General features: G+C 51.2%; 18 protein-coding genes. 3 read left to right on the plus strand and 15 right to left on the minus strand.

All coding sequences use genetic code 11. The features are described 5' to 3' along the window. Positions 1-60: 60 nt before the first annotated feature. Positions 61-1,131, minus strand: coding sequence for a globin-coupled sensor protein (locus J2Z18_RS06475; RefSeq protein ID WP_210094403.1), 1,071 nt, complete (start codon positions 1,129-1,131; stop codon positions 61-63). A gap of 438 nt (positions 1,132-1,569) precedes the next feature. Continuing rightward, entirely contained in the window at positions 1,570-3,465 is a 1,896-nt protein-coding gene (gene prkA, locus J2Z18_RS06480; RefSeq protein ID WP_007127310.1) for an ATP-dependent protease PrkA, read from the minus strand. Positions 3,466-3,730: 265 nt separating this feature from the next. On the opposite strand from prkA, the gene J2Z18_RS06485 reads away from it, so the two are divergent. After that, on the plus strand, positions 3,731-4,555 hold the full coding sequence (locus J2Z18_RS06485; protein WP_210094404.1) for a DUF2161 family putative PD-(D/E)XK-type phosphodiesterase: 825 nt from the start codon (positions 3,731-3,733) through the stop codon (positions 4,553-4,555). A gap of 373 nt (positions 4,556-4,928) precedes the next feature. Here the strand turns inward: J2Z18_RS06485 and J2Z18_RS06490 are convergent, their stop codons facing one another. Beyond that, on the minus strand, positions 4,929-6,149 hold the full coding sequence (locus tag J2Z18_RS06490) for an aminotransferase-like domain-containing protein (protein WP_210094405.1): 1,221 nt from the start codon (positions 6,147-6,149) through the stop codon (positions 4,929-4,931). Between the two features lie 112 nt (positions 6,150-6,261). Continuing rightward, the gene (locus tag J2Z18_RS06495) at positions 6,262-6,918 is read right to left on the minus strand and encodes a response regulator transcription factor (protein ID WP_028403806.1); all 657 of its coding nucleotides are present in this window, start codon (positions 6,916-6,918) and stop codon (positions 6,262-6,264) included. Positions 6,919-7,282: 364 nt separating this feature from the next. Here J2Z18_RS06495 and J2Z18_RS06500 point away from each other — a divergent pair, with 364 nt between their 5' ends. Both J2Z18_RS06500 and J2Z18_RS06505 read left to right on the plus strand, forming a co-directional pair. Further along, a complete protein-coding gene (locus J2Z18_RS06500) occupies positions 7,283-7,696 on the plus strand; it encodes a hypothetical protein (RefSeq protein ID WP_007127306.1) in 414 nt (137 codons plus the stop codon). After that, entirely contained in the window at positions 7,693-8,778 is a 1,086-nt protein-coding gene (locus tag J2Z18_RS06505) for a phosphodiester glycosidase family protein (RefSeq protein ID WP_007127305.1), read from the plus strand. The genes J2Z18_RS06500 and J2Z18_RS06505 overlap by 4 nt, the downstream gene beginning before the upstream one ends. Before the next feature lie 295 nt (positions 8,779-9,073). Here J2Z18_RS06505 and J2Z18_RS06510 read toward each other — a convergent pair whose 3' ends face one another. The 11 genes from J2Z18_RS06510 to J2Z18_RS06560 form a co-directional block, all read right to left on the minus strand. After that, complete coding sequence (locus J2Z18_RS06510) at positions 9,074-9,328, minus strand: AbrB/MazE/SpoVT family DNA-binding domain-containing protein (RefSeq protein WP_007127303.1); 255 nt, start codon at positions 9,326-9,328, stop codon at positions 9,074-9,076. 187 nt (positions 9,329-9,515) lie between these two features. After that, complete coding sequence (gene trmL, locus J2Z18_RS06515) at positions 9,516-9,980, minus strand: tRNA (uridine(34)/cytosine(34)/5-carboxymethylaminomethyluridine(34)-2'-O)-methyltransferase TrmL (RefSeq protein WP_210094406.1); 465 nt, start codon at positions 9,978-9,980, stop codon at positions 9,516-9,518. 135 nt (positions 9,981-10,115) lie between these two features. Beyond that, entirely contained in the window at positions 10,116-11,201 is a 1,086-nt protein-coding gene (serC, locus tag J2Z18_RS06520; protein ID WP_210094407.1) for a 3-phosphoserine/phosphohydroxythreonine transaminase, read from the minus strand. Between the two features lie 181 nt (positions 11,202-11,382). Then, positions 11,383-12,807, minus strand: a complete 1,425-nt coding sequence (gene glnA, locus J2Z18_RS06525) for a type I glutamate--ammonia ligase (RefSeq protein ID WP_210094408.1) — start codon at positions 12,805-12,807, stop codon at positions 11,383-11,385. 329 nt (positions 12,808-13,136) lie between these two features. Beyond that, positions 13,137-14,192: a 3-deoxy-7-phosphoheptulonate synthase gene (gene aroF, locus J2Z18_RS06530; protein ID WP_210094409.1), complete on the minus strand. Its 1,056-nt coding sequence runs from the start codon at positions 14,190-14,192 to the stop codon at positions 13,137-13,139. 185 nt (positions 14,193-14,377) lie between these two features. Then, positions 14,378-16,165, minus strand: a complete 1,788-nt coding sequence (locus J2Z18_RS06535; protein WP_210094410.1) for a cache domain-containing sensor histidine kinase — start codon at positions 16,163-16,165, stop codon at positions 14,378-14,380. A 41-nt stretch (positions 16,166-16,206) separates the two neighbouring features. Beyond that, a complete protein-coding gene (locus tag J2Z18_RS06540) occupies positions 16,207-17,781 on the minus strand; it encodes a response regulator (protein ID WP_210094575.1) in 1,575 nt (524 codons plus the stop codon). Positions 17,782-17,857: 76 nt separating this feature from the next. Beyond that, the gene (locus J2Z18_RS06545) at positions 17,858-19,540 is read right to left on the minus strand and encodes an extracellular solute-binding protein (RefSeq protein ID WP_210094411.1); all 1,683 of its coding nucleotides are present in this window, start codon (positions 19,538-19,540) and stop codon (positions 17,858-17,860) included. Positions 19,541-19,740: 200 nt separating this feature from the next. Further along, the gene (locus tag J2Z18_RS06550) at positions 19,741-20,637 is read right to left on the minus strand and encodes a carbohydrate ABC transporter permease (RefSeq protein WP_007127295.1); all 897 of its coding nucleotides are present in this window, start codon (positions 20,635-20,637) and stop codon (positions 19,741-19,743) included. A 31-nt stretch (positions 20,638-20,668) separates the two neighbouring features. Continuing rightward, positions 20,669-21,625 (minus strand): ABC transporter permease, encoded by a 957-nt coding sequence (locus J2Z18_RS06555; protein WP_007127294.1) that lies wholly within the window; start codon positions 21,623-21,625, stop codon positions 20,669-20,671. 331 nt (positions 21,626-21,956) lie between these two features. Continuing rightward, complete coding sequence (locus tag J2Z18_RS06560) at positions 21,957-22,913, minus strand: 4-hydroxy-3-methylbut-2-enyl diphosphate reductase (RefSeq protein ID WP_028403797.1); 957 nt, start codon at positions 22,911-22,913, stop codon at positions 21,957-21,959. Between the last annotated feature and the right edge of the window lie 50 nt (positions 22,914-22,963).

Genomic DNA, 22,963 nt, shown 5'->3' on the forward strand with positions numbered 1-22,963 from the left:
GGATGCTGCTTTCTTGTTCATCTGTAAGATTTATCGCCAAGCACCGCCTTCGCTTTCGAATCAAACGGTGGCCTTCTCGGACTTCATCGGAGCCGATTCAGCTTCCAGATCATGCTTGTGCACGTCATACTCGTGCTTTAAAGCCTCCAGGTCATCCGCGAGCTTCTCCATCATCTTCACGAAAGCCGCCAGCTCCTGGGAGCTTGCCGCCTGATTTCGGGCGTTCACCGAGGTCTTCTCGGACTCCTGCTCCACCAGGCCCAGCTTGCGTATAATCCCGCTGACTTTGCTTTGGATCTCTTCCATCGCTTTTTTAGAATGTGTTGCGAGCTTTCTCACTTCGCCCGCCACCACCTCGAAGCCTCTTCCGAGCTCTCCGGCATGCGCAGCCTCAATCGCGGCATTCAGTCCGAGCAGATGGCTCTGGTCGGAGATTTCCCGGATCAGGCTGCCCATCTGCTCGATCTGGAGAATCTCCTCGCCAAGCTCGGCGGTCAGCGTATGGGCCTTCTCTTGAGCCTCCGCGGTTTTCATGGCATTATCGGCCATCAGCGCTGCGCTTTGATCCAGCTCAACGATCATGGCGGTCAGCTCCTGCACCGATTCTGTAATCGCTTCCAACATTTTCTGTTGATCCGTGACCAAATTTTGAATTTTTTCTTTCTCCTTCATCTCATAAGCCTCCAGAACGAGCTGAGAATCCAGATTGAACATTTTGCTGAGCGCATGCACGACATGCGTCCATTGCTCAGGAAGCAGCTGCTTAAACAGATCTGCTGCAATATCCAAATATAGCATATAGCTGCCGAGATAATAATCGGTATTCAGCCCGATTCTCGAATGAACTTGTCCGATCTTAATCCGGTTCTCGAGATAGGCCTCATCCACCCGGCCTTCTGCAAGCGACAACCAATATACCCGCTGGGTTTCCTTCAGCCGCTCCATGGTCGACATTCGGTTAATAATCTGCATGAGCTGCGGCTGTTCGCCGATTCTCGCGTAAAACCGGTCCACCACCTCCTCGACCACCTTGACAAACACATCGCGGTGCTGTGCAAGCAGCTCTAAATCATGCTCACGTAGTCCGATATACTCCAGCTGCTGACGTCTTTTCGGTGAAACATCCATCATGACGAAATCCTTCACTCCTAAATAGAATGATCCCTGTTACAGGTCTAAGTACTTAGGGTTCATTATAGACTATATTTACCAATCAAGGCATAATTCTAAAGTCCTAATTGAGTGTATAAAATCACATCTTGCCATTGCCTGAATATGCAAGTTAAATCGAAAATGCGATCATACCGGACGAGTTTCGATACCCCCATGCAGACAGAAACAAGCTGCGCTGGCGGTAACCATTTACCGCCAGCGCAGCTCGCCTTCAACCTTCGTTTGGATTACCGCTCCCAAGCATTCTCCCTCTGCGTAATCCCTAACAGCTGACCGGGCTGACTCCAAAACAGGCTATGCCCCCGCCGGTTCATTTTTTTGCGAGTCCTTCCGCTCCTGACGTTTAGTCTCACTTCCCGCAAGAACGGTGGATGACGCCAGCTCTCAGGACGAAAGTTATCGGTTCAGCAGACTGCCTACGTACCGCAGCAGCTCATTGGCGCAGACCGGGCAGTAGCCGTGCTCCTCGATCAGTCTGGAGCTGACTTCGTTAATGCGTTTCAGCTGCACCGCATCCGGCGTTTTTGTGGAGGTGGTGATTTTGACGATGTCTTTGAGATCTGCGAACAGCTTCTTCTCGATCGCTTCGCGCAGGCGCTCATGATTATGGTACTCGAACTTCTTCCCTTTGCGCGAATATGCCGAGATGCGAATCATGATTTCCTCGCGGAAGGCCTTCTTGGCATTCTCTGATACCCCGATCTGTTCCTCGATGGAACGCATCAATCTTTCATCCGGATCCATCTCCTCGTCGGTCAGCGGATCGCGGATCTTGGTCCAGTTGCAGAATGCCTCAATATTATCAAGATAGTTCTCGAACAGCGTCTTGGCCGACTCTTCAAAGGAATAGACAAACGCCTTCTGCACTTCCTTCTTGGCCAGCTCATCATACTCTTTGCGCGCAGCTGCAATAAAGTTCAAATACCGTTCCCGCTCCTCCTTGGTAATGGAAGCGTGCTGATCCAGCCCATCCTTAATCGCCCGCAGCATATCCAGCGCGTTAATGCACTGAAGATCCTGCTTAATAAGAGCGCTTGAGATCCGGTTAATGACATACCGGGGATCCACGCCGGACATGCCTTCCTCTAAATATTCGCTCTGCATCTCTTTCAGATCGGCTTCCTTGTAGCCCTCCACTTCTTCGCCGTCGTACATGCGCATTTTCTTGATCAAGTCCATTCCCTGTTTCTTTGTCTCCTTCAAACGGGTCAATATGGAGAATATTGCGGCGGAACGCAATGCATGCGGCGCAATATGGATATGCTTCATGTCGCTCTGCCCGATCAGCTTGGCATAGATTTTCTCTTCATCGCTGACCCTGAGGTTATACGGGATCGGCATGACGATCATCCGGGATTGGAGCGCCTCGTTCTTCTTATTGGCGATAAAGGCTTTGTATTCCGCTTCGTTCGTATGGGCCACAATCAGCTCATCGGCGCTAATCAGCGCAAAGCGTCCGGCCTTGAAGTTCCCCTCCTGCGTCAGGGACAGCAAATTCCACAGGAACTTCTCATCGCATTTGAGCATTTCCTGAAATTCCATCAGCCCCCGGTTGGCCTTGTTGAGCTCCCCGTCGAACCGGTATGCCCGCGGATCCGACTCGGAGCCGTATTCCGTGATGGTAGAAAAATCAATGCTGCCGGTCAGGTCGGCAATGTCCTGCGATTTCGGGTCGGAAGGGCTGAATGTCCCGATCCCCACCCGGCCTTCTTCCGAGATGAGCACCCGTTCAACCTTCACGCTCTCAATATCGCCGCCGTATTCGGTCTTCAGCCGCAGCTGGCAGGCCGGGCACAGGTTCCCCTCGATGCGAACGCCAAGCTCCTTCTCGATCTCCGGCCGCAGCTCCAGCGGGATCAAATGAAGAGGCTCCTCCTGCATCGGGCAGCCTGAAATGGCGTACACCGCACCGCTGTCGGTTCGGGAGTACTTCTCCAGCCCCCGCTTGAGCATCGTAACGATCGTGGATTTTCCTCCGCTGACCGGCCCCATCAGCAGCAGGATCCGCTTGCGGACATCGAGCCGCCGGGCTGCGGAGTGGAAGTATTCCTCGACCAGCTTCTCAATCGCCCGGTCCAGTCCAAAGATCTCCTGCTCGAAAAACTTATATTTTTTCCGGCCGCCGCTCTCCTCGATCCCGTAGGATTCGATCATGTCATACACACGGGCGTGAGCCGTCATGGCTGGAGAGGGATCCTTCTTTAATAATTCAATATATTCCCTGAATGTGCCGCTCCACGCCAAACGGTCGCTCTCTGCCCTATATGATGCTATGCGTTCGAAAATATCCATTTTCGCTACCTCCTATGAGTCTGTTTATGGGGATTGGCTTCCATTCCACAGCGTCATTTGAAATTTTCGATTTCGAAAAAGTGTACTACATACCTATGCGCCTTGCCCGGAATAGTTGACCTTATTTTCGAAGTCAAGCCGGAGCTTTTTTGCTGAGCGCCGCTCGTCTTATCCCAATCGGGAACGCCACGATGCGGTCCTCATGCTATACTGATTTTACATGAACGTAACATTCGAGCAGATGCAATAATCAAGGAGGGCAATCATGGCGATCAAGCATGAAGCCGAGCTGTACGCTCCATTGAAGGCTTTTTTTGAAATAAATGGGTATGAAGTCAAGGGGGAGGTTCGGAATTGCGACCTGGTCGGAATGAAGGAGGGAGCGGACGAGCCCCTGATCGTGGAGATGAAAAAAACATTCAATCTGGCGCTGCTTCTCCAAGGGCTCGAACGCCTGAAACTGACGCCTTATGTGTACCTGGCCGTAGAGAAGAGCCGGGCCAAGAAAGGGGCCGTCAATCAGCGCTGGTCCGAGCTGACCGGATTATGCGGGCGGCTCGGCCTCGGGCTCATTACGGTCACCTTCTACAAGACGAAGGCCCCGTTTGTGGAGGTGCTCTGCGAGCCGGAGATCGCCGTCACCCGGGGACGAACGGCGATCAGGCGCAAGGAGCGGCTGCTGAACGAATTCAGGGAACGCAGCGGCGACTACAACACGGGCGGCGTCACCCGGGCCAAGCTGGTAACGGCTTATCGCGAGAAGACGCTCCGCGTCGCCGCTGCCCTATACAGCGCGGAGAATGAGCAGCGGGAAACGCTGCGGCAGAGCGCTGAGGCGTCTGCCGCAGCCGTGGACATTACGGCAGCTCCCTTGCCCGGAGTCTCGCCTGCGATTGTACGAGACCGGAGCGGAGTAGGCTCGGCGGCGGCTATCCTGCAGCGCAATTACTACGGCTGGTTCCGGCGGGTTAGCCGCGGACGCTATCGGCTTACCCCGGCCGGTCTCCAAGCCCTCGCGGATTATGCCAACGTGCTCGAATCCGCTAGTATGACGGGACTTAATGGCTTGTCGTCCGAGCGTCTACGTTGATCATCGTGCAGCAGTCATCATTATACCGTGCGCCGAGAGGATCGCGTTACCAATTTGAGTAGAACAGATGATTCCAATGGATCAAGGCTGGTCCGCAGAGTCAAGCCATATAAAGATAAAACTGGCGTTTTGGGAACCCAAAAAAGCTGCCGCTCCAACCAAACGCTGGTTGAATCGGCAGCCTGTGTTCATCGTGTATCTTACTGTAGATGTAACTCGTGGCTGTAGCTGTAACTTGCAGCTGTCTTTGTATCTTAACCCCGCTTAATTCCGCTGTACATGCTGGATCCTGAGCCCGCTTAATTCCGCTGTTCATACTGGATCCCAGCAAGCTTATATCCGCTGTGCAAACTGGATTCTGAGCACGCTACGGTTAATTCCGCGCGGTAAATTCCATGACGGCTTCACTGATCAGGTTCATGCCCAGCAGCAGCTCATCGCGGCCGGGATGGGTAAAGTTCAGCCGGATGCATTCGGCATTCTCCCCTCCTGCCGAACACATCGATCCCGGGAGGAAAGCAGCCCCCTTCATTAATGCAGCCCGCAGAAGAGCATCGCCATTCAAGCCGGGAGGGAGCTCCACCCACAGAAACATGCCGCCGGGAGGGACCTCGTATTTAGCATCCTTCCAGGCGCTCCGCTTCAGCAGCTCCACCATGAGCTTAAGCCTCGTGGCGTACTCTCTGTTCAGCATCTCGATATGGTCCTCGAGCTTAAAGTGATTCGATTCCAGCAGATGATGGAGCATCCGCTGATTCAGCATGCTGGATTGCCAATCCGCCATCTGCTTCACCGCCGTCATCATCTCAATGACCTGCGGGCTGCCTGCCGCCCAGCCCGTGCGGAGCGCCGGAGCTACCGTTTTGCTGAACGAGCCGACATAAAGCACATGCGCTCCCTGCTTCTCCTCCAGAGAAAACAGGGATGGAAGCCGCTGCTTCCGATCCGGCCCGCCGGCTGCTCCGAAATACAAATCCCCGTACGAATCATCCTCTACGATGAGAAGCCCGTGCTGCACGCACAGCTCCAGCACCTGTGCTCGCCGTTCCAGGCTCCACATGACACCTGTCGGATTCGTGAAATTCGGCGCTGCCATGAGCAGCTTTGGCCTGTGCTTGCGAATCAGCGGCGCCAGCCGGTCCGGGAGCATGCCGCTGCTATCTCCCGGAACCGGCACGATTTCAGCCCCTTGGAGGCGGAGCACCTGCAGCAGACCGGGTGACGTCGGATTCTCCACGAGAACCGCGTCGCCCGGCTCGACGTACACCCTGACCAGCAAATCAATGGCCTGCTGTGTACCCGTTGTCAGCAGTATATTCCCGGGCTGGACACTCAGTCCTTTGCGCTTGGCAAGATCCCGGCTCAGCCACTCACGCAGCGGGCGATAGCCTTCCGCTTCCCCGTACTGCAAGGCTTCCGGATCGGCGGTTAGTACAGAGGTAGCGGCCTCGGCCAGCGAATGCATAGGGAATAATTCCTCAGCCGGCAGCTCCTCTGCCAAGGAAATAAAAGAATCCCGCTTCGCAAGCTCACGGATATTGCGCAGCGGGGATGACAACAGGGTCTGTGCACGGGAAGCAAAGGAATACTGCATGGAAATCCCTCCTCTAACCGTTTATGGAAACCTCGGTTTTATATTCAGGGAGCCTCTTTACAACCTCTAAAAAATATTCCCGATATCTATATATTATACCTTATGTAAAATTTTAAGCATATATTTGCCTTCCTTGACGGGTATACAGCGCATACTTCTCAATGGCCTGCGCCCGGGTCGATACGCCAAGCTTGACATAAATTTTCCGGAGGTAGTTGTCGATGGAGCGCCGGCTGACCTGAATTTCAGATGCGATCTTATCGTATGTAATGCCCTGCACGATCCGTTCCATGATAAAGGCCTCCGTCTCAGAAAGCTGCAGCCCGCCTTCGTTCATCGCCGAGGCCGTCAGCGGCCATATCCCCTGTTTTACCCATTCCAGCGGAAGAGAAGCTACCCCCTCCCGAAGACCGGCGATCATATGGATGAGCTGAAAGGTCGAGGCCTGCTTGGACAAAAGCCCGCTCGCTCCCCGGTTAACCAAGGACTGAAGCAGCGGAAGGCCGTCGTTGTCGGTCATGACCACCACATGGGTGTTCGGGGACAACTGCTTCATCTGTTCCAGGATCGCTTCCGAGGTCTGGTCCTGAAGTTGGTAATCCAATAAGACCAGTTCGGGTAACAGCTCAGCGACCATCCTCACCCCTTCCGTACCGGAAGAGGTCATCCCCAGGACGGTCAGGTCCCGCTCCTCCTCCAATATCAATTTCGTTCCCAGCATGCTTGTAGGTTGACTGCCGACGATAACTACCCGCCAAACCTGATTCATATTCCGATAGACCTCCTGTTTCGTCTTGATATCTCTATTTCTAAGTAAGCGGCATCATCACGAAGCATACATCCGACATGCGAATTTACGTTGTTTACGGCATGGATCGACATTTCGAACTGTGAATCACATGCAGATCCGTGGCGAACTTAATCCTGAAGACGCAGAGAAGTCAAAATAAGCATGGCGAATGTCTTATATGTATCCTACTTGATAAACAAATCTATACAGATTGTATCCCACTCTAACTTTCTAAGCAATCTTTTTTCATAAAACAAGTGCCTTTTGTTCGTCTTTGCGAAAGTATTTCTGACATGATAGAATAGATATCTGGAAAAAATGATAGATTTTGAGGGGTGATGAAATGCCGGTGTTGGAATCAGAAAACAATACCCCCTATGAGTCCCGTGAGGAAATGCAGCGCAAAGGACCTTCGGCCAGATGGTTCTGGGTATTTTGGATTGTACTGATTGGGCTGGGCACTACCGCAGCCTATTTATACAGTAACCATTTGAAGGAACAGGTCGTTATCCAGCTCCAGGAGGATACCAATAGGCAGATGGCTTCGTTCAAATCGGAATACGATCAGCGTTTCAATGAGCTGGTACAGGAATTGGACGAAATGCAGAGTCAGGTTCAATCCTTCAACGAGCTGCTGACCTTCACCAAAGATCAGGCCAGCGGCAAAACCGACAACAGCAACAAGCTGTACAGCCAGCTTAGCGAGGTCGAGAAACAGCTCAAAGAACTGGAACGCAAAATGGAGCTCTTAAAGTGAGCAAGCTCAAATATATCCGACCAAAGCAGGTAAACCGTTTATTTATGCTTGCCATCGCGCCTTTCATCGGCATGCTGCTGTGCATGTGGCTATTAACCCAGCCGCCGCGCATCACGCTGCACTCTTCGGAGTACATAGCCGACAGCCATATCTCCGAGCAGTCGGCGAAGATCAGGAGCGATCTCGGCCAAGCGGCCGCAGCTGCCAAACAAACCGTATCCTCCATTGAAAAGACGGCCGTTCTCTATCAACAGACGACCGCCAAGGTAGGATCCCTTCTGGGAAAAGCCAAGACGCAGGCCGCAAAGCCCGAGCAAATCTATAACCGGAGAATCACCTCAAAGCTGGGAGCCCCCATCGAGACGGTTCACAGCGACCGGATCCGGATTGAATTGTATAAAGTCAATCCCGGCCCCTACCATGGCTATGCGATGAAGGTCAAGCTGAAGGACCCTTCCGCGATGAGCATGTCCCTGGGCAGCGAAAGCGGCAAGCCCGGAACGGTGGAAACGACGATGCGGGCCGTCAGCCGGCACGGGGCCGTAGCCGGCATTAATGCCGGCGGATACGCCGATGGGAACAAGGGCCGCTTCCCGCTCGGCACGACGTTTTACGAGGGCCACTATGTATCCGGATTTCAGCCTAGCTTTAAGGATCTGGCCTTCGTCGGAATGAGCACCTCCGGAAAACTGATCGGCGGCAAATTTTACAGTCAACAGCAGCTTGACCGTCTAAGCCCGAAATTCGGAGCCACCTTTGTGCCGGTGCTGCTGCAGAACGGAAGAAAGACGACCATTCCCGAGAAGTGGAGAAGCACGCCTGCACGTGCTCCGCGCACCGTCATCGGCAATTATAAGGACGATCAGCTGCTGATTCTCGTCACGGAAGGATATGATGAGAACGGCAAGTCGGGTGCTACGCTGCAGGAGCTGCAGAACAAGCTTCTTAAACTTGGCGTGATCGACGCATATAACTTGGATGGGGGCGGCTCCTCCTCCCTCGTCCTGAACGGACGGGTTGTGAACAAGCCCTCGGACGGACAACTCCGTCCGGTGCCGACACACTTCCTGTTTTTCAAATAAAGGGGCAGTTTTCATATTATCATTTATTTTTTCGGCTAAGATGGTTATAATATAGATTAGCTTAGCAGGAGGTGGCCGTAATGTCTTTCTCATTAACCTTTTGGATCGTCATGATCGTATTTGCCCTTTATATGGTCGGCATTTTGACCGCAGCCTACAATGATGACAAAACCAAAGGCCTGTAAGGCATGACTCCCTCTTCTTATGAGGGGGTCTTTTACTTTTTTGCGATAAAAAAAAGCACCGCTGTCCGCGATGCTTATCAAATGAGACGATAGAACCTTTATATTAGGAATCAAGCATGTCTCGGAAGCTGCTGCATCTCCGACATGCATTGTGTGCAGATATAACGCTCCTTAAACTCGCTTACGCCGTCCATCGAGCCGCAAAAGACGCATTTGGGACGGTAACGCTCCAGAATAATGTGGTCCCCCTGCACAAGAATTTCTACGGGATCGCCCTCGTTCATCTGATATCTCTTACGCAGAGACTTTGGAAGAACGATTCTCCCCAGCTGATCGACCTTTCGAACTACACCAGCAGGTTTCATAACAATTGTACACCTCTTTCATCTTCAACAAGTGATTTCTGGAATTCTCAAACTGATAATAAGGGCCTAGTAGTATAGTTCGATAAAAAGCTGTCGAATCCTGCTGGTTTTAAGAATTTATTAGTTTTTTCGATATCTTATAGGTATACTGGATGGTTTTTCCGAATGATTTAAGCGTCAGCACGACTCATTCCATCCCTGGAAAATCCAATTGGCGCAAAGCCTCATAAACGATAATGGCCGCCGAATTGGATAAATTAAGGGAGCGGACCTTGTCTGTCATCGGCATCCGGATGCAGGACTCCGGATTGGCAGCCAGCAGCTCGGGCGGCAGCCCCTTCGTCTCTTTCCCGAATACAAGAAAATCCTCATCCTGAAATTGAATGTCCATATACCGCTTCTTGGCTTTCGTCGTAGCATAGAAATAGCGCCCGTCCGGATATTTCGCCTTCAGCTCCTCGAAGGAGTCATGATATTCAATATGTACGGCATACCAATAATCCAGGCCAGCCCGCTTTAAGGTCTTGTCATCGGTATTAAAGCCGAGCGGTCGAACCAGATGCAGATGTGTGCCCGTAGCCGCACAGGTTCTGGCAATATTGCCCGTATTGGCTGGAATTTCGGGTTCAACGAGTACGATATGCAGTGCCATGTTGTATTGTCCACCTTTTCTTTAACGTTTTCTTCTATTATAACCGATCCGCCGGACTTTTCAGGCTGATTCCAGAAAAACCCTTCCGCTGTTTATCAGGGAAGGGTTTAGGTCTGTTGTTGGATTTATATCACATTAGCGGTTGTTCTTAAAGTGCTCCATAAAGTCCACAAGCGCTTTGCAGCTCTCGTAAGGAACCGCATTGTATACGGATGCCCGCAAGCCGCCTACGCTCCGGTGCCCCTTAAGTCCCACAAAGCCTTCTTTCTCGGAAGCCTTCACGAATTCCTTCTCCAGCTCCTCGGTTTCCAGGCGGAACGTAATGTTCATATCGGAGCGGCTGTCCGGATTCACGCAGCCGCGGTAAAATCCGCCGCTGTTGTCGATGGCATCATAAATGAGCGCGGCCTTCTTGCGGTTCATATCCTGAACCCCTGCAAGCCCGCCCTTCTCTTCGATCCATTTCAGAACCTCGTTAATCATGTAAATGCCGAAGGACGGCGGCGTATTGTACAGGGAGTTGTTTTTCAGATACGTGTTATATCTTAGCATCGTCGGCAGATGCTTCGGAGAGTCCGTAATCAGGTCCTCTCGAACGATCACAACGGCCACCCCGGACGGTCCCAGATTCTTCTGCGCGCCCGCATAGACCATGCCGAATCGTCTCAGGTCAAAAGGACGGCTGAGAATGTCGCTGGACATATCGCAGATCAGCGGCACTGCGCCGGTATCCGGGAAGTCCTTGAACTGCGTGCCCTCGATCGTCTCATTGGAGGTCAGATGCAGGTAAGCGGCATTGTCGGACAATTGGATGTCCGCAAGCTTCGGCAGGGACATGTATTTGCTCTCTTCGGAAGAGGCGGCAACATGCGTCTCCCCGATCAGCTTCGCTTCCTTGAGCGCCTTGTCGGCCCAGCTTCCCGTCATGACGTAATTGGCGGCATGGCCCTGTCCCAAAAAATTCATCGGAATCATTGCAAACTGCGTGCTCGCACCGCCCTGAATGAACAGCACCTTATAACCGGACGGATTCCCCAGCAGTGACAGCAGGCGTTCCTGCGCTTCATTATGTACAGCTTCATAAACGGCACCACGGTGGGACATTTCCATGATCGACATGCCGGTATTGCGGTAATCGACGAATTCCGCTTGCGCGCGCTCCAGCACTTCCAGCGGCAATGCGGCAGGTCCTGCATTAAAATTGAAGGCTCTCTTGCTCAATTGACTCTCCACCCTTTCTCTGTGTTCCCTTTATCGCTTTATTGATTTAACGCTAATCATAGCAACAATCTGATGGTCCTTCAAGTGTAATTATTCACAATTTTTTTGCCGCTCCCGGTGACTACCTAAAAAGCGCCAAGGGCTTAATTATAAGCCCTCGGCGCTAAATGAAGCTGATCTCTTACAGATCGTAGTACAGGGAGTACTCGTGCGGATGAACGCGGATGTTAACGGCTTTGGCCTCGGCACGCTTGAAATCGATGAAGTTATCGAGGAAGTCTTTCGTAAATACGCCGCCTTCGGTCAAAAACTCATAATCTGCCTGAAGTGCATCCAGCGCTTCGTCCAGAGAACCCGGTACACTGCGGATTTCCTTCTTCTCGGCATCGGACAGCTCGTAGATGTTCTTATCGAATGGCCCGTATCCAAGAGCCGTTGGATCGATTTTACGCTTGATTCCGTCCAGACCTGCCATCAGCATTGCCGCGAATGCCAGGTAAGGGTTCGCCGTAGAGTCCGGCGTACGGAACTCGATCCGGCAGCCTTTAGGGGTTACTGCGGCAACCGGAATCCGAACGGCCGCGGAACGGTTGCCTTTGGAGAACACGAGGTTGACCGGTGCTTCGTAACCTGGAACCAGACGTTTAAAGGAGTTGGTGCTTGGGTTCGTCAGGGCGATCAGTGCCGGAGCATGGTACAGAATACCGCCGATGTAATGAAGCGCAGTTTCGCTCAGGTTAGCATACGCGCCTTTCTCGTAGAACAACGGAGTATCGCCATTGAAAATGGATTGGTGAACGTGCATCCCGCTTCCGTTGTCCCCGAACAGCGGCTTCGGCATGAAGGTTGCCGTTTTGCCGTATTGACGAGCCGTGTTATGAACGATGTATTTATAGATCAACAGATTGTCTGCTGTTTTCTTCAAGGTATCGAAACGGAAGTTGATTTCCGCTTGCCCTGCCGTCGCCACCTCATGGTGATGACGCTCCACGCGAAGTCCTGCTTCATTCAGCAATCTGCACATTTCACTGCGGATATCCTGCTGCGTATCCACCGGCGCCACCGGTACATAACCGCCCTTTACGCCGACTTTAAAGCCGAGGTTGCCGCCTTCTTCTTTACGGTTCGTATTCCAGTTAGCTTCCTCGGAATCCACGAAGTAGCTGGAGCTGTTCATCGTGCTTTCATAGCGGACATCGTCAAACAGGAAGAACTCGGATTCAGGCGCGAAGTACGCTGCCGTACCTACACCGGACTGCTGCAGATATTCTTCCGCACGTGTCGCAATGCCGCGCGGATCACGCTCATATGCTTCACCTTCCGGCGTATAGATGTTGCTCATAATATTGATGGTAGGATGTGCTGTAAACGGGTCGATATAGTAGGAATTTGGATCCGGCATCATCACCATATCCGATTCCTCAATGCCGCGGAAGCCTGGGATAGAAGATCCGTCAAAGGCTACCCCGTTCACAAACGTCTCAGCATCTACTTCTGAAGCTGGCAGGGAAATGTGATGCGCCCGTCCCGACAAGTCTACAAAACGAAAATCGACCCACTCAATGTTATTCTCTTGAATTGTATGCAATAATTTCTCTACCGACATGTCTCTTCCTCCCAATTTCCGAACATTAAGATTAAAACAGCTTAACAATGTTCCTATATTCTTCGTTTTCTTTTCGTCATTATATGCTGGCAGATAACCTCACGTCAATAGCTATGTAAGGTATTTTTAAAAACCATGTCATATAAATTGACATATGAAACCAATTAAAGTAAAACAGCATGAAAAAGACACCTGCAAATAACGTGCAAGTGTCTTCATAGCTATGCTGTGACTCTGCCTATCCATATCCGCTATTCATAACTTCTCCCGCGGTTTCCCGGCTGCTTCTCCCGGCATCGCATCGACATTGCGATCAGGTACGAAGCGTATTATACGCGGGCAAAATCGGATGCCGGAGCCTTGGAAGTATTAAAGCTTTTGCCCACGAGCGGAGCCAGCTGCTCCAGATCCTTGAGCAAAGCGGCAAACTGATCCGGGAACAGGGACTGTACGCCATCTCCTGTCATCGAATTATCCGGGTCGGTATGCATTTCAATAATAAGTCCGTCCGCGCCTGCGGCTACGGAAGCCTTCGACATCGGTTCAACCAACTCCCGGCGGCCTGTTCCATGGCTTGGGTCCGAGATGACCGGAAGGTGACTGAGCTGCTGCAATACAGGGATGGCAGATAAATCCAATGTATTCCGGGTATAGGTCTCGAATGTTCGGATTCCCCGCTCACAGAGCATTACATCCGGGTTCCCCCCGGCAAGAATGTATTCCGCCGCATTTAAAAATTCATCGTAAGTTGCGCTAAATCCCCGCTTAAGCAGCACCGGCTTTCCGCAAGTGCCCAGCTTGCGCAGCAAATCGAAATTCTGCATATTCCGTGTTCCAACTTGAAGAATATCCGCGTATTCCGCGCAAATATCAACGTACTCCGGTGTCATAACCTCCGTAATCGTCAGGAGGCCATGCTTTTGCCCGGCTTCAGCCATCATGATCAGCCCTTCGACGCCGATCCCCTGGAAGCTGTATGGTCCTGTTCGCGGCTTGAAAGCACCCCCGCGAAGCACCTGTCCGCCGGCCGCCTTAACCAGCCTTGCAATCTCGTCGATCTGCTCCGCGGACTCCACGGCACAAGGACCGCCCATGACAACCAGATTGCCGCCGCCGATTTTCGTTCCTTTAATATCGATGACCGTGTCGTCAGGATGGAAATCACGGCTTGCAAGCTTATAAGATTTAGAGATTTTAATGACGTTCTCTACGCCTTTCATTTGACGCAGATGCTCGGCAAGCTTCGGATTGACGCTGCCGATCAGCCCGATCACCGTTCGGTCCGCACCGCGCGATACATGGGCTTGCAGCCCCTCCTTCTCAATCTCGCCTACAATATGCTTAATCTGCTCTTCCGGTGTTTGATTCGAAGTTATTACGATCATGCTTAGCCCTTCTTTCCTCAATATGCTCAGTAATTATTCCTGATTCCACTATAGACTTTCACGCTTAAGCGCTTGTTCGCTTTTAAGCTTTTATGCTTTTATCTATTAAAGTAACTATACAAAAAATGCCCCTTTCCGTCAAGCCCAAATCCTGGACCTTTTGAAAAGGGGAGCTGTTGGTGTACTTACGGAATCGGTTTGTCGCGTCCCTCCGACACTTTACGCTTAACCAGCGGGATAACGATTCTTACCGTGGTTCCGATCCCAGCCCGGCTGAACAAGGTAACCCCGTATTGACTGCCGTAGTGCAGCTTGATTCGCTGATCCACGTTACGGATCCCGTAGCCAGCGTTCGTCAGATTCTGAGCCCCGGTGTTATCCAGCCTTCGGTCAGGAGGGAAACCAACCCCGTTATCGATAACCCGGAATTCCAGCACATTCTGAAGCACCCTGGCCGTGATGCGGATATGAATGGAGTCCCCGGTCCAGGCATGCTCGAGCACATTTTCAATGAACGGCTGAAGAATTAGCTTCACCGTCTCGTACCGGACGACTTCCGGCTCTACGTCATAGCTGACTTGCATTCGTTCATCGTATTTAATCTTCTGGATATCGACATAGGCTTGTGCTTGCTCCAATTCGTTCTTGACGGAAATAATGTTTCGGCCGTCATTGAGCGACAGGCGGTAAAACTTGGCCAGATCCAGAACCATCCGATGCAGCTTATCCAGCATGCCAAAGCGGGCCAGACGGCTGATGGAGGATAATGTATTGTACAGAAAATGCGGATTGATCTGCGCATGCAGCGATTCCAGCTCCGCTTCCTTCTTCTGCAGATCGGCCAGGTACACCTCGTTGATCAGTCTGCCGATGTTGCTGCCCATCTCATTGAGCGCGGATGAGATATGCGAGAATTCATCATTGCCTTTGAAATGGGCCCGCTTATGGAATTCCCCTTCCTGGAACGAATCCAGAACTGAGACGATTTTAGACACGCGGAGGCTAAAATACCTCGAGACGATCAGGCTCACCACGAAGAACACCACGATGCAGACGAGGCAGATCAACAGCGTCAGGTTGCGAATCTTGACTGTATCCTTCTCGACGATTGGCGCGGGGACAACAGCGATCAATTCCCAGCCAAGCTGAGGAATCGGTTCCCGGATGAGCAAGTCGCCGTTATTGCGGAGCTCCTTCTCCCTGAAGACGGTCGTCTTCACACCGCCCGAGGAAAGGATGATTCGCCCCTGCGAGTCGGATAAATAGAGGGCCGTTCCTTCACCGATTTTTTTATAGTCCATACTCTCGAACAAATAATCCAGGCTGACGTTGATCCGCATAAATCCGATTTCCTGCAGCTTGATCGTGGTGATGTCGATCAAACGGCGAAGGAGCGAGATGCGGCCCTGGGCAGCATCATACTCGATCTGTTTCCATTGCAGCGTCGTTCCGTATTCTTCTTCCGGCGGATAAAGCTTGTACCAGGTTTTGTCAACCAGGCGGTCATATCGATAAATATCGAACAGCCGTTTATCCGCATCAAGCGGATCGGAATTCGAATAATTATCATACACTTCTCCGAGGTCGTTATTCTTTAAATAGATCGACATCCATATTTTTCGATTGGCCGTGCTGATGGCCGTCTCCAGCTTGGGAATCAAAACCTTGACCATGGTATCGTAACTGACCCACTGGCTCTCCGTGTAACGAAGGCGATTGTTGAATAAGGTATCGAAATACAGCATATCCGAAATCCGCACGATATCCTCGATCTTGTACGTAATGTTATTATTCATTTGATGAAGCGTGCCTTGTATGTTATTGTGCGTCTGTTCCCGGATGGACGTAACAAAGATCTGGGTGGCGATGTTCCCGACCAGCAGCACGGGAATAATGATGAACACGCAATAAGATATCATTAATTTATAGCCGAAGGGCACCTTGACCCGGATTCGTTCGAATTTCCCCGTCATGACCAATCACGACCTCATTATCTACGGTATAGTATGGAAGGCTATGCGTGCTTGCGCCGATATTCCAGCGGCGTCATCCCGTACATTTCTTTGAATTGCCGACTGAAATAGGGCAGATACTGATAGCCGGTCTGGGATGCAATTTCATATATTTTAAGCTTTGTCGTAACCAGCAGCTCTTTCGCCCGTTCCATACGAAGCTTGATGACATAATCGCTAAAATTGTATCCGGTTTCTTCTTTGAAGAGAACCCCTAAATAGTTCGGTGAAAACGAAAATCGGTTCGCCATATCGCGTAAAGTAATATTTTCATGCATTCGTTCGCGGATATTGCTGATGATATCCTCAACCAGCCGGCCGTTCCTGGAATGCTGCCGGAAGTTGAGCTGCTCCGAAATTTCAAACACTTTCATCCGGAGCCAAGCGAAAATATCATTCATCGTCTCAAACTGCATAAGGATATCCAAATTTTTCAGATCAATCCCAAGCATGCGGAACAGATCCTCATGCATCGTGTGAAGATGTGCATCCAGCTTCATGATGATATAAATGGCCAAATTACGGATTGTAAATTTGGATCTGATGTTTGAGGCCAATGCTTGAATCGCTTCGATCTCGTCGTGAATCCGTACAATATCGTAATTGGTCATCGCCGTGAACAAGGAATCGAGGCGTATGTCCAGAATTTTGGCGTCCTCACGATCCTCGGTCGGAACCTCGTGATAAAGAATCCACTGACCCTTCCCGCGGAACATCTTATAATCTAATGCTTCCACCGCCGTCAGATAAGAAGCGTGCAGCTGCTCCAGCTGATTGGCAACGCCGCCCTCGCCAACCGTTACGGTTAAGGCATAATCGTCCTTCAGCTGCTCCAGGAGAAGCTGTATATCCGGCTTATCGTGCTTGCTGTCCAGCAGCACCGCCATTCGCTGGTCCGTAACCTTGCATACATGCCGGAATCCGGCCTGCTCCAGAAGCATGTGCAGCTTCGCGAAGAACTGCTCGTTAACCCTTGTCCCCTTTTTCCTCTCCTCATAGCTGCTGCGCCAGGTACTGACATCATCGATTTCCAAGAGTGCTACACGGACAGGCCATTCGATTTCATTCAGTCTGTACTCCCGTTCGATAATCTCCAGCATCGCTCCATCATACGGCTTTTGCAAAATTTGAAGAAAGTATTGGTTTTTCAGGATCGGCACCATCTGTTGATAGGCACGCTCCGTCTCCTTCCGCTCGCGAAGGCGGTCCAGCTCCTGCTTGACCTTGGTCAGCGCTTCGATAAGCTCCTCATCCTCCATCGGCTTCAGCACATAATTACATGCTTTGAGCGCGATTGCCTGTTTAACGTAACTAAAGTCCTGGTAACCGCTCACGAAAATAACCTGCAGCTCTTCATTCATCTTCTGCGCCTTCTGTGCCAGCTCGATCCCGGTCATATTGGGCATTCGAACATCGGTGACGAGAATATCCACCGGCTCCTTCTCCAGCACTTCCCATGCCGCAAATCCGTTATTAACCGCAGCCGCGACCTCCATGCCGAGGCTTTCCCATGGAATAAAGCTCCTCATGCCTTCTAGGTCCAGTATTTCATCATCTGCCAGCAGCACTTTATACATGGGCATCTACTCCCCCTAAAATTCCGATAAGGGTATACTGCATCCGCAGCATACCCTTTCGGTATTCCATATGGTATTATTGGCCGTTCATCTTGGCGAGGTTTGCTTGCCATCTTTCGGTTTTGAAAGCAAGAAGCTTCTCGTAGCCTGCTGCTTGAGCATCGGCTTCTGCCTTATCCAGCACGGCCAACACTTCGGCATCGTCCTTCGCAAACAGAGCCTTCGCTCTAGCTTCGGTATAGATATCTTCGATACGTTGACGAATAATTCCTTCTTCGCTTTCAGGTGACGGATCCAGGTTAATGAATTCCGTTGCGTTCGCTTGCGTTTTCCATGTTATTTCGTACTGCCAGCGAGTCGACCAGTTGCGCTGCTCTTCAGGCAGTGTGCTTTCGTACTTCGCTTTTGCGGTGTCGACGAATACGGTATTACCGTTCCATTGGATATTCGTTGTTGTTGCTTGAAGCTTAGCCAGACCTTCTGCATCCGTTATATACTTCTCAGTAAACTTCGGTGTCTTTCCGTCTTCTTCAAATCCGTCCCAATATCCGCCTGGAGGGCCCCACATTTGGACGCTTTGTCCTTCAGGACCCGTATACCAATCCAGGAAAGCAAAGATGGCTTCCGGATCTTTCGCGCTTTTCGTAATGACGCTTACGTTCCATCCCAGCTGCGTATAGGTACCCGGATAAATTTTGTTCTTATCCAGACCTTCCTTAGCAATCGGCCAGATCATGAAATAACCGCCGTTCGGATCTTTCTTGGCCAGCTCGGCATGAGCATTCATCGCATTTTCCGTCGGGCTTGATGCAGCGTAGACTGCAACACGGCCCGTCATTACTTTTTCTTTAACCTGGTCGTTCGTTTGGGTCAGGGCATCCTGCGAAATCAGCTTGTCGCGGAACAGCTTCGCCGCATACTGCATCGACTCGCGATACGTCGGATCGGTGAAGATCGAGGTCAGCTTGTCGCCGTTTGGCACGCCGCGGATCGCGATCCAGCGAGTCAGCGCATCTTCCTTGAATGCGGAGTACAATACATCGATCCCTTGGCCTTCAATGCCCGGCTCGAACGGTACGACTTCATTGCCGTACTTCGCCTTGACGGCCGCCAAGTAATTCGCCAAATCTTCGGTCGTCTCGAGCTTCGGCTCTCCAAGCTCCTTGTAAATCTTCTTGTTCACGACGTAACCGGCGTTGCCGTTCGGCTGGCTCGTATACCAGTTCGGGAACTGATACAGCTTCCCGTCATCGGAACGAAGCATATTGATCCCGGCTTCGCCGAGCCATTCCTTCAGATTCGGATATTTATCCAAATACTCATCGAAAGGCACGAGCATATCCGCCTCTCTGAGCTTCTCCACGTCAGGACCGCGATCGAGCCAGATAACGTCCGGAAGCTCTTTGGACGCGATCATCGTATTGAATTTTTGCTGCGCGTTGCCTTGGGAGTTAATCGCTTTAACATCGACTTTTTTGTTCTCTTTAATCCATTTGGAAGCGTCGTCCTCACCCCAAGGAGGCATCGTATACCAATCGTAATGACCATAGAAGCTGAACTCAAGCGGCTGCTCACCCAGCACGTACTTGCTGTCGGACGCTTGCTCTGTCGGCGTGCCTGTATCGCCGCCCGTGCTAGGAGCCGGATCGGACGTCTTCGTCCCGCCGTTGCCACCGCCGCCGCCACATGCCGACAGCATCAGCGCTGCTGCCAGCAAAGCGGTCATCGATGTGGTCAGAGATTTCTTTCTCAACCTCATTCTCTAATTCCCCTTTCGTATTTCCACTTGATATTTATGTCTAAAGCGAATGCTTCAAACAACATGTTTAGATGCTCAGGATTATGCAAAATTCGATTCCAGCGGCTTCCAGGTCCAATAGATAGATGAACCAAACCATTTCACCCTGCATATTGCCGATTGAAAGCCGCTCTTTGAATATTTGCAAAGACTCTCGGGTTCTACTCTTTCAATGAACCTACCAGTACACCCTTTACAAAGTGCTTCTGTACAAACGGATACACCATAATAATCGGCAAGGTTGCCACGATCATCGTTGCCATGGACAACGATTTGGTCGTTACGCTCTGCATTCTCGACAGCGCTGCCGCCGACGAGGAATCGAGCTGGCTCATCTGCTCGGACATGATGTTCGAATTCAGAATTTGACGCAGAATCGTCTGAATCGGCAGAAGCTCTTCCTTCGTAATGTAGATACTCGGCAAGAACCACTCGTTCCAGTGCGCCACGGCTGTAAACAGGGATAGTGTCGCGATAACTGGACCGGACAGCGGCAGGATAATCCGGAAGTAAATCCCCCAATTGCCTGCGCCGTCAATCTTGGCAGACTCCTCCAGCCCGTTCGGAAGCCCTTGGAAGAAGGTTCGGAATATGATCATGTTCCACACGCTTACCAAGCTCGGAATAATGAACACCCAGAAGGAATCCATCAGACCCAGACTGCGGACGAGCATGAACGTCGGAATCAAGCCGCCCCCGAAGTACATGGTAATGATGCACATCACCATGTAATATTTGCGTCCGATAAGCTCGCGCTTCGTCATCCCGTAAGCAAAGATCGACGTCACCAAAATCGAGCTGATCGTACCGACCACGGTCCGGGCTACGGATATGCCGAAGCCGTTCAGCAGCCGTTTGTCCTGGAAGACGATTTCATAGTTCTCCAGCGTAAAATCTCTCGGCCAGAAAGTCACTCCGCCCAGGGCGGTATCCGAACCGGAATTCAATGATATGACAAGTCCGTTCCAAAACGGATAAAAGGTCACAAAAGCCAACAATGCAAGCAAGATATAGATGACAACCTGCATGACGCGGTCACCGAATCCTAATCGTACCAAATCTACCCGCTCCCTTCATCACAATGTTCGTTTACCATAGACTGTTGCCCGATCTGCGTGCAATCAGGTTGGCGATCGTCAGAAGCATCACGCTGATTACCGCTTTGAACAAGCCTACAGCCGTTGCATAGGAGAACCGGGAGTTTTCGATACCGATTCGGTAAACATATGTATCAATAACATCGGACACCTCTCTAAGCACAGGGTTCTTTGCCAAGAGCAAGATGTCTTCAAACCCGGCAGTCAACAGGTTGCCGATCGCAAGAATCATGAAGATGACAACCACCGGCATGATCGAAGGCAGTGTAATGGTGAAAATCTGGCGGAACTTGCTGGCTCCATCCATGTCAGCCGCTTCGTACATATGCGGATCCACTCCCGCTACGGCTGCCAAATATACGATCGACGAGAAACCGATTTCTTTCCAAACTCCCGTCGTTACAAGAATGGTCCAGAAGTATTCCGGCAAGGACAGGAAGTTGATCGGCTCTTCGATCAGGTTCAGCTTCATCAGCAAAATATTTACGCTCCCGTTATCCGTGGACAACAGGGAAATGACGAACCCTGATACGATAACCCAGGATAAGAAGTGAGGCAGATAGCTGACGGTCTGCACCAAGCGTTTGAAGAACATGTGCCGGACCTCGTTCAGCATCAGCGCCAAGATGATCGGCGCCGGGAAGCCAATTAGAAATTTGAGCAAACTGATGACGATCGTATTGCGCATGACGTTCATGAATTCAGGAGATTCAAAGAACATCCGGAAATGCTTCAGTCCCGCCCAAGGGCTGTCGCCCATGCCTTTGAAAATGTTGTAGTCCTGGAACGCCATCAAAATCCCGTACATCGGGATATAGCTGAATATAAAAATCAGCGCGAGCGCGGGAAGCACCATAAGCTGGATGTCCCACTGTTTGGCAAAGCGAACAAGTAAATTGTCTTTCTTCCGTTTAGGAACAGGTTCCTGCTTAACGGATATTTGTGCCATCTCCAACCCCCCGTATGTTTATGCCATGAAGTATCTCTAATGTCTATCATTCTAGTTGAAAGAGGCGATCATGAATATTTGCCTGATCAACGAAAAATGATAATATTCAATCGAAATGTATCCAAATGAAAAAAGAGCCCTTAAAGGACTCTTAGGAGGGCAGCATGTCGCGGCCCCTTCATCGGTAAATTACTTCTTACTACCCCCGGTTTAAAGAAAATTGATATTATTCAACGAGCTAGCAGCATCCGGGTGGCATAAACAACGGTTTGACACAAAAAAAGCCATTGCGAAATTACCGCAATGGCTTCTTCATAAATATCTATGGTACTTAAGCTTGCGTCTTGCTTTTCGCACGTACCGGAGGCAGCAGCTTGCTCATGTTCACCGTACGCTTGATTTCCCAAGTTTCCGGTTTGTCATGCTCATACTGCTCAAGGTATGCGATGACTTCTTTGGTGATCGGCGTCGGCGTCGAGGCGCCCGAGGTGACCGCCACCTTGCTTATGCCTTCAAGCCACTCGCGCTTCAGCTCGGTCACATCGCCGATCCGGTGCGCGGGAACGCCGGCAATTTCCTCGGAGACTTGAGCAAGCCGGTTCGAGTTGTTGCTTCGAGGATCGCCCACCACGATTACGAGGTCCGCCTGCCCTGCCTGCTCCGCTACGGCCTCCTGCCGCACCTGCGTCGCCAGGCAAATCTCGTTATGGATTTCGGCACCCGGGAATTTCTCCAGCAGGCGCTTCATAATATGCTTGATATCCCATTGGCTCATCGTGGTCTGGTTCGTGATGATGATCCGGGATGCGTCCACCTCAAGCTGATCAATCTCCTCTTCCTTCTCGATCAGATGGACGTGCTCAGGCGCGATACCGATCGCCCCTTCGGGCTCGGGGTGGCCTTTCTTGCCGATATAAATAATTTCGTATCCGTCCGCAACCTTATCCCGAATCAAATCATGGGTCTTCGTCACGTCCGGGCACGTCGCATCCAGCGTGGTCAGCCCTTTATCCCGGGCAAGCTTGCGAACCTCCGGCGAAACGCCGTGTGCGGTAAAGATAACCGTCCCGCTGTCCACCTGCTTCAATATTTCCATCCGGTTCGGACCGTCCAGCGTAATGATGCCCTCATCCTCAAAAGATTGCGTGACATGACTGTTGTGCACAATCATGCCCAGTATATAAATAGGCCGGGGAAGATCCAGGTTCTGGGCGGCCTGACGTGCCAGCACCATGGCATCCACGACGCCGTAGCAGTAACCTCTCGGCGATATTTTGATGACTTCGATGATCCTCACCTGCTTTCGCGTTGTATTCCTTAGGTTCATAGACCATTATA

The sequence above is a fragment of the Paenibacillus lactis genome, from assembly GCF_017873605.1.
GTDB classification, from domain to species: Bacteria; Bacillota; Bacilli; order Paenibacillales; family Paenibacillaceae; genus Paenibacillus_AQ; species Paenibacillus_AQ lactis.

Excerpts from the sequence above, each read along its gene's own strand:
- J2Z18_RS06495 (WP_028403806.1), bottom strand. The coding sequence starts at position 6,918 with ATGAATCAGGTTTGGCGGGTAGTTATCGTCGGCAGTCAACCTACAAGC.
- J2Z18_RS06490 (WP_210094405.1), bottom strand. The coding sequence starts at position 6,149 with ATGCAGTATTCCTTTGCTTCCCGTGCACAGACCCTGTTGTCATCCCCG.
- J2Z18_RS06545 (WP_210094411.1), bottom strand. The coding sequence starts at position 19,540 with ATGAGGTTGAGAAAGAAATCTCTGACCACATCGATGACCGCTTTGCTG.
- J2Z18_RS06555 (WP_007127294.1), bottom strand. The coding sequence starts at position 21,625 with ATGGCACAAATATCCGTTAAGCAGGAACCTGTTCCTAAACGGAAGAAA.
- J2Z18_RS06485 (WP_210094404.1), top strand. The coding sequence starts at position 3,731 with ATGGCGATCAAGCATGAAGCCGAGCTGTACGCTCCATTGAAGGCTTTT.
- prkA (WP_007127310.1), bottom strand. The coding sequence starts at position 3,465 with ATGGATATTTTCGAACGCATAGCATCATATAGGGCAGAGAGCGACCGT.
- trmL (WP_210094406.1), bottom strand. The coding sequence starts at position 9,980 with ATGGCACTGCATATCGTACTCGTTGAACCCGAAATTCCAGCCAATACG.
- J2Z18_RS06475 (WP_210094403.1), bottom strand. The coding sequence starts at position 1,131 with ATGATGGATGTTTCACCGAAAAGACGTCAGCAGCTGGAGTATATCGGA.
- J2Z18_RS06510 (WP_007127303.1), bottom strand. The coding sequence starts at position 9,328 with ATGAAACCTGCTGGTGTAGTTCGAAAGGTCGATCAGCTGGGGAGAATC.
- glnA (WP_210094408.1), bottom strand. The coding sequence starts at position 12,807 with ATGTCGGTAGAGAAATTATTGCATACAATTCAAGAGAATAACATTGAG.
- aroF (WP_210094409.1), bottom strand. The coding sequence starts at position 14,192 with ATGATCGTAATAACTTCGAATCAAACACCGGAAGAGCAGATTAAGCAT.
- J2Z18_RS06535 (WP_210094410.1), bottom strand. The coding sequence starts at position 16,165 with ATGACGGGGAAATTCGAACGAATCCGGGTCAAGGTGCCCTTCGGCTAT.
- J2Z18_RS06540 (WP_210094575.1), bottom strand. The coding sequence starts at position 17,781 with ATGTATAAAGTGCTGCTGGCAGATGATGAAATACTGGACCTAGAAGGC.
- J2Z18_RS06500 (WP_007127306.1), top strand. The coding sequence starts at position 7,283 with ATGCCGGTGTTGGAATCAGAAAACAATACCCCCTATGAGTCCCGTGAG.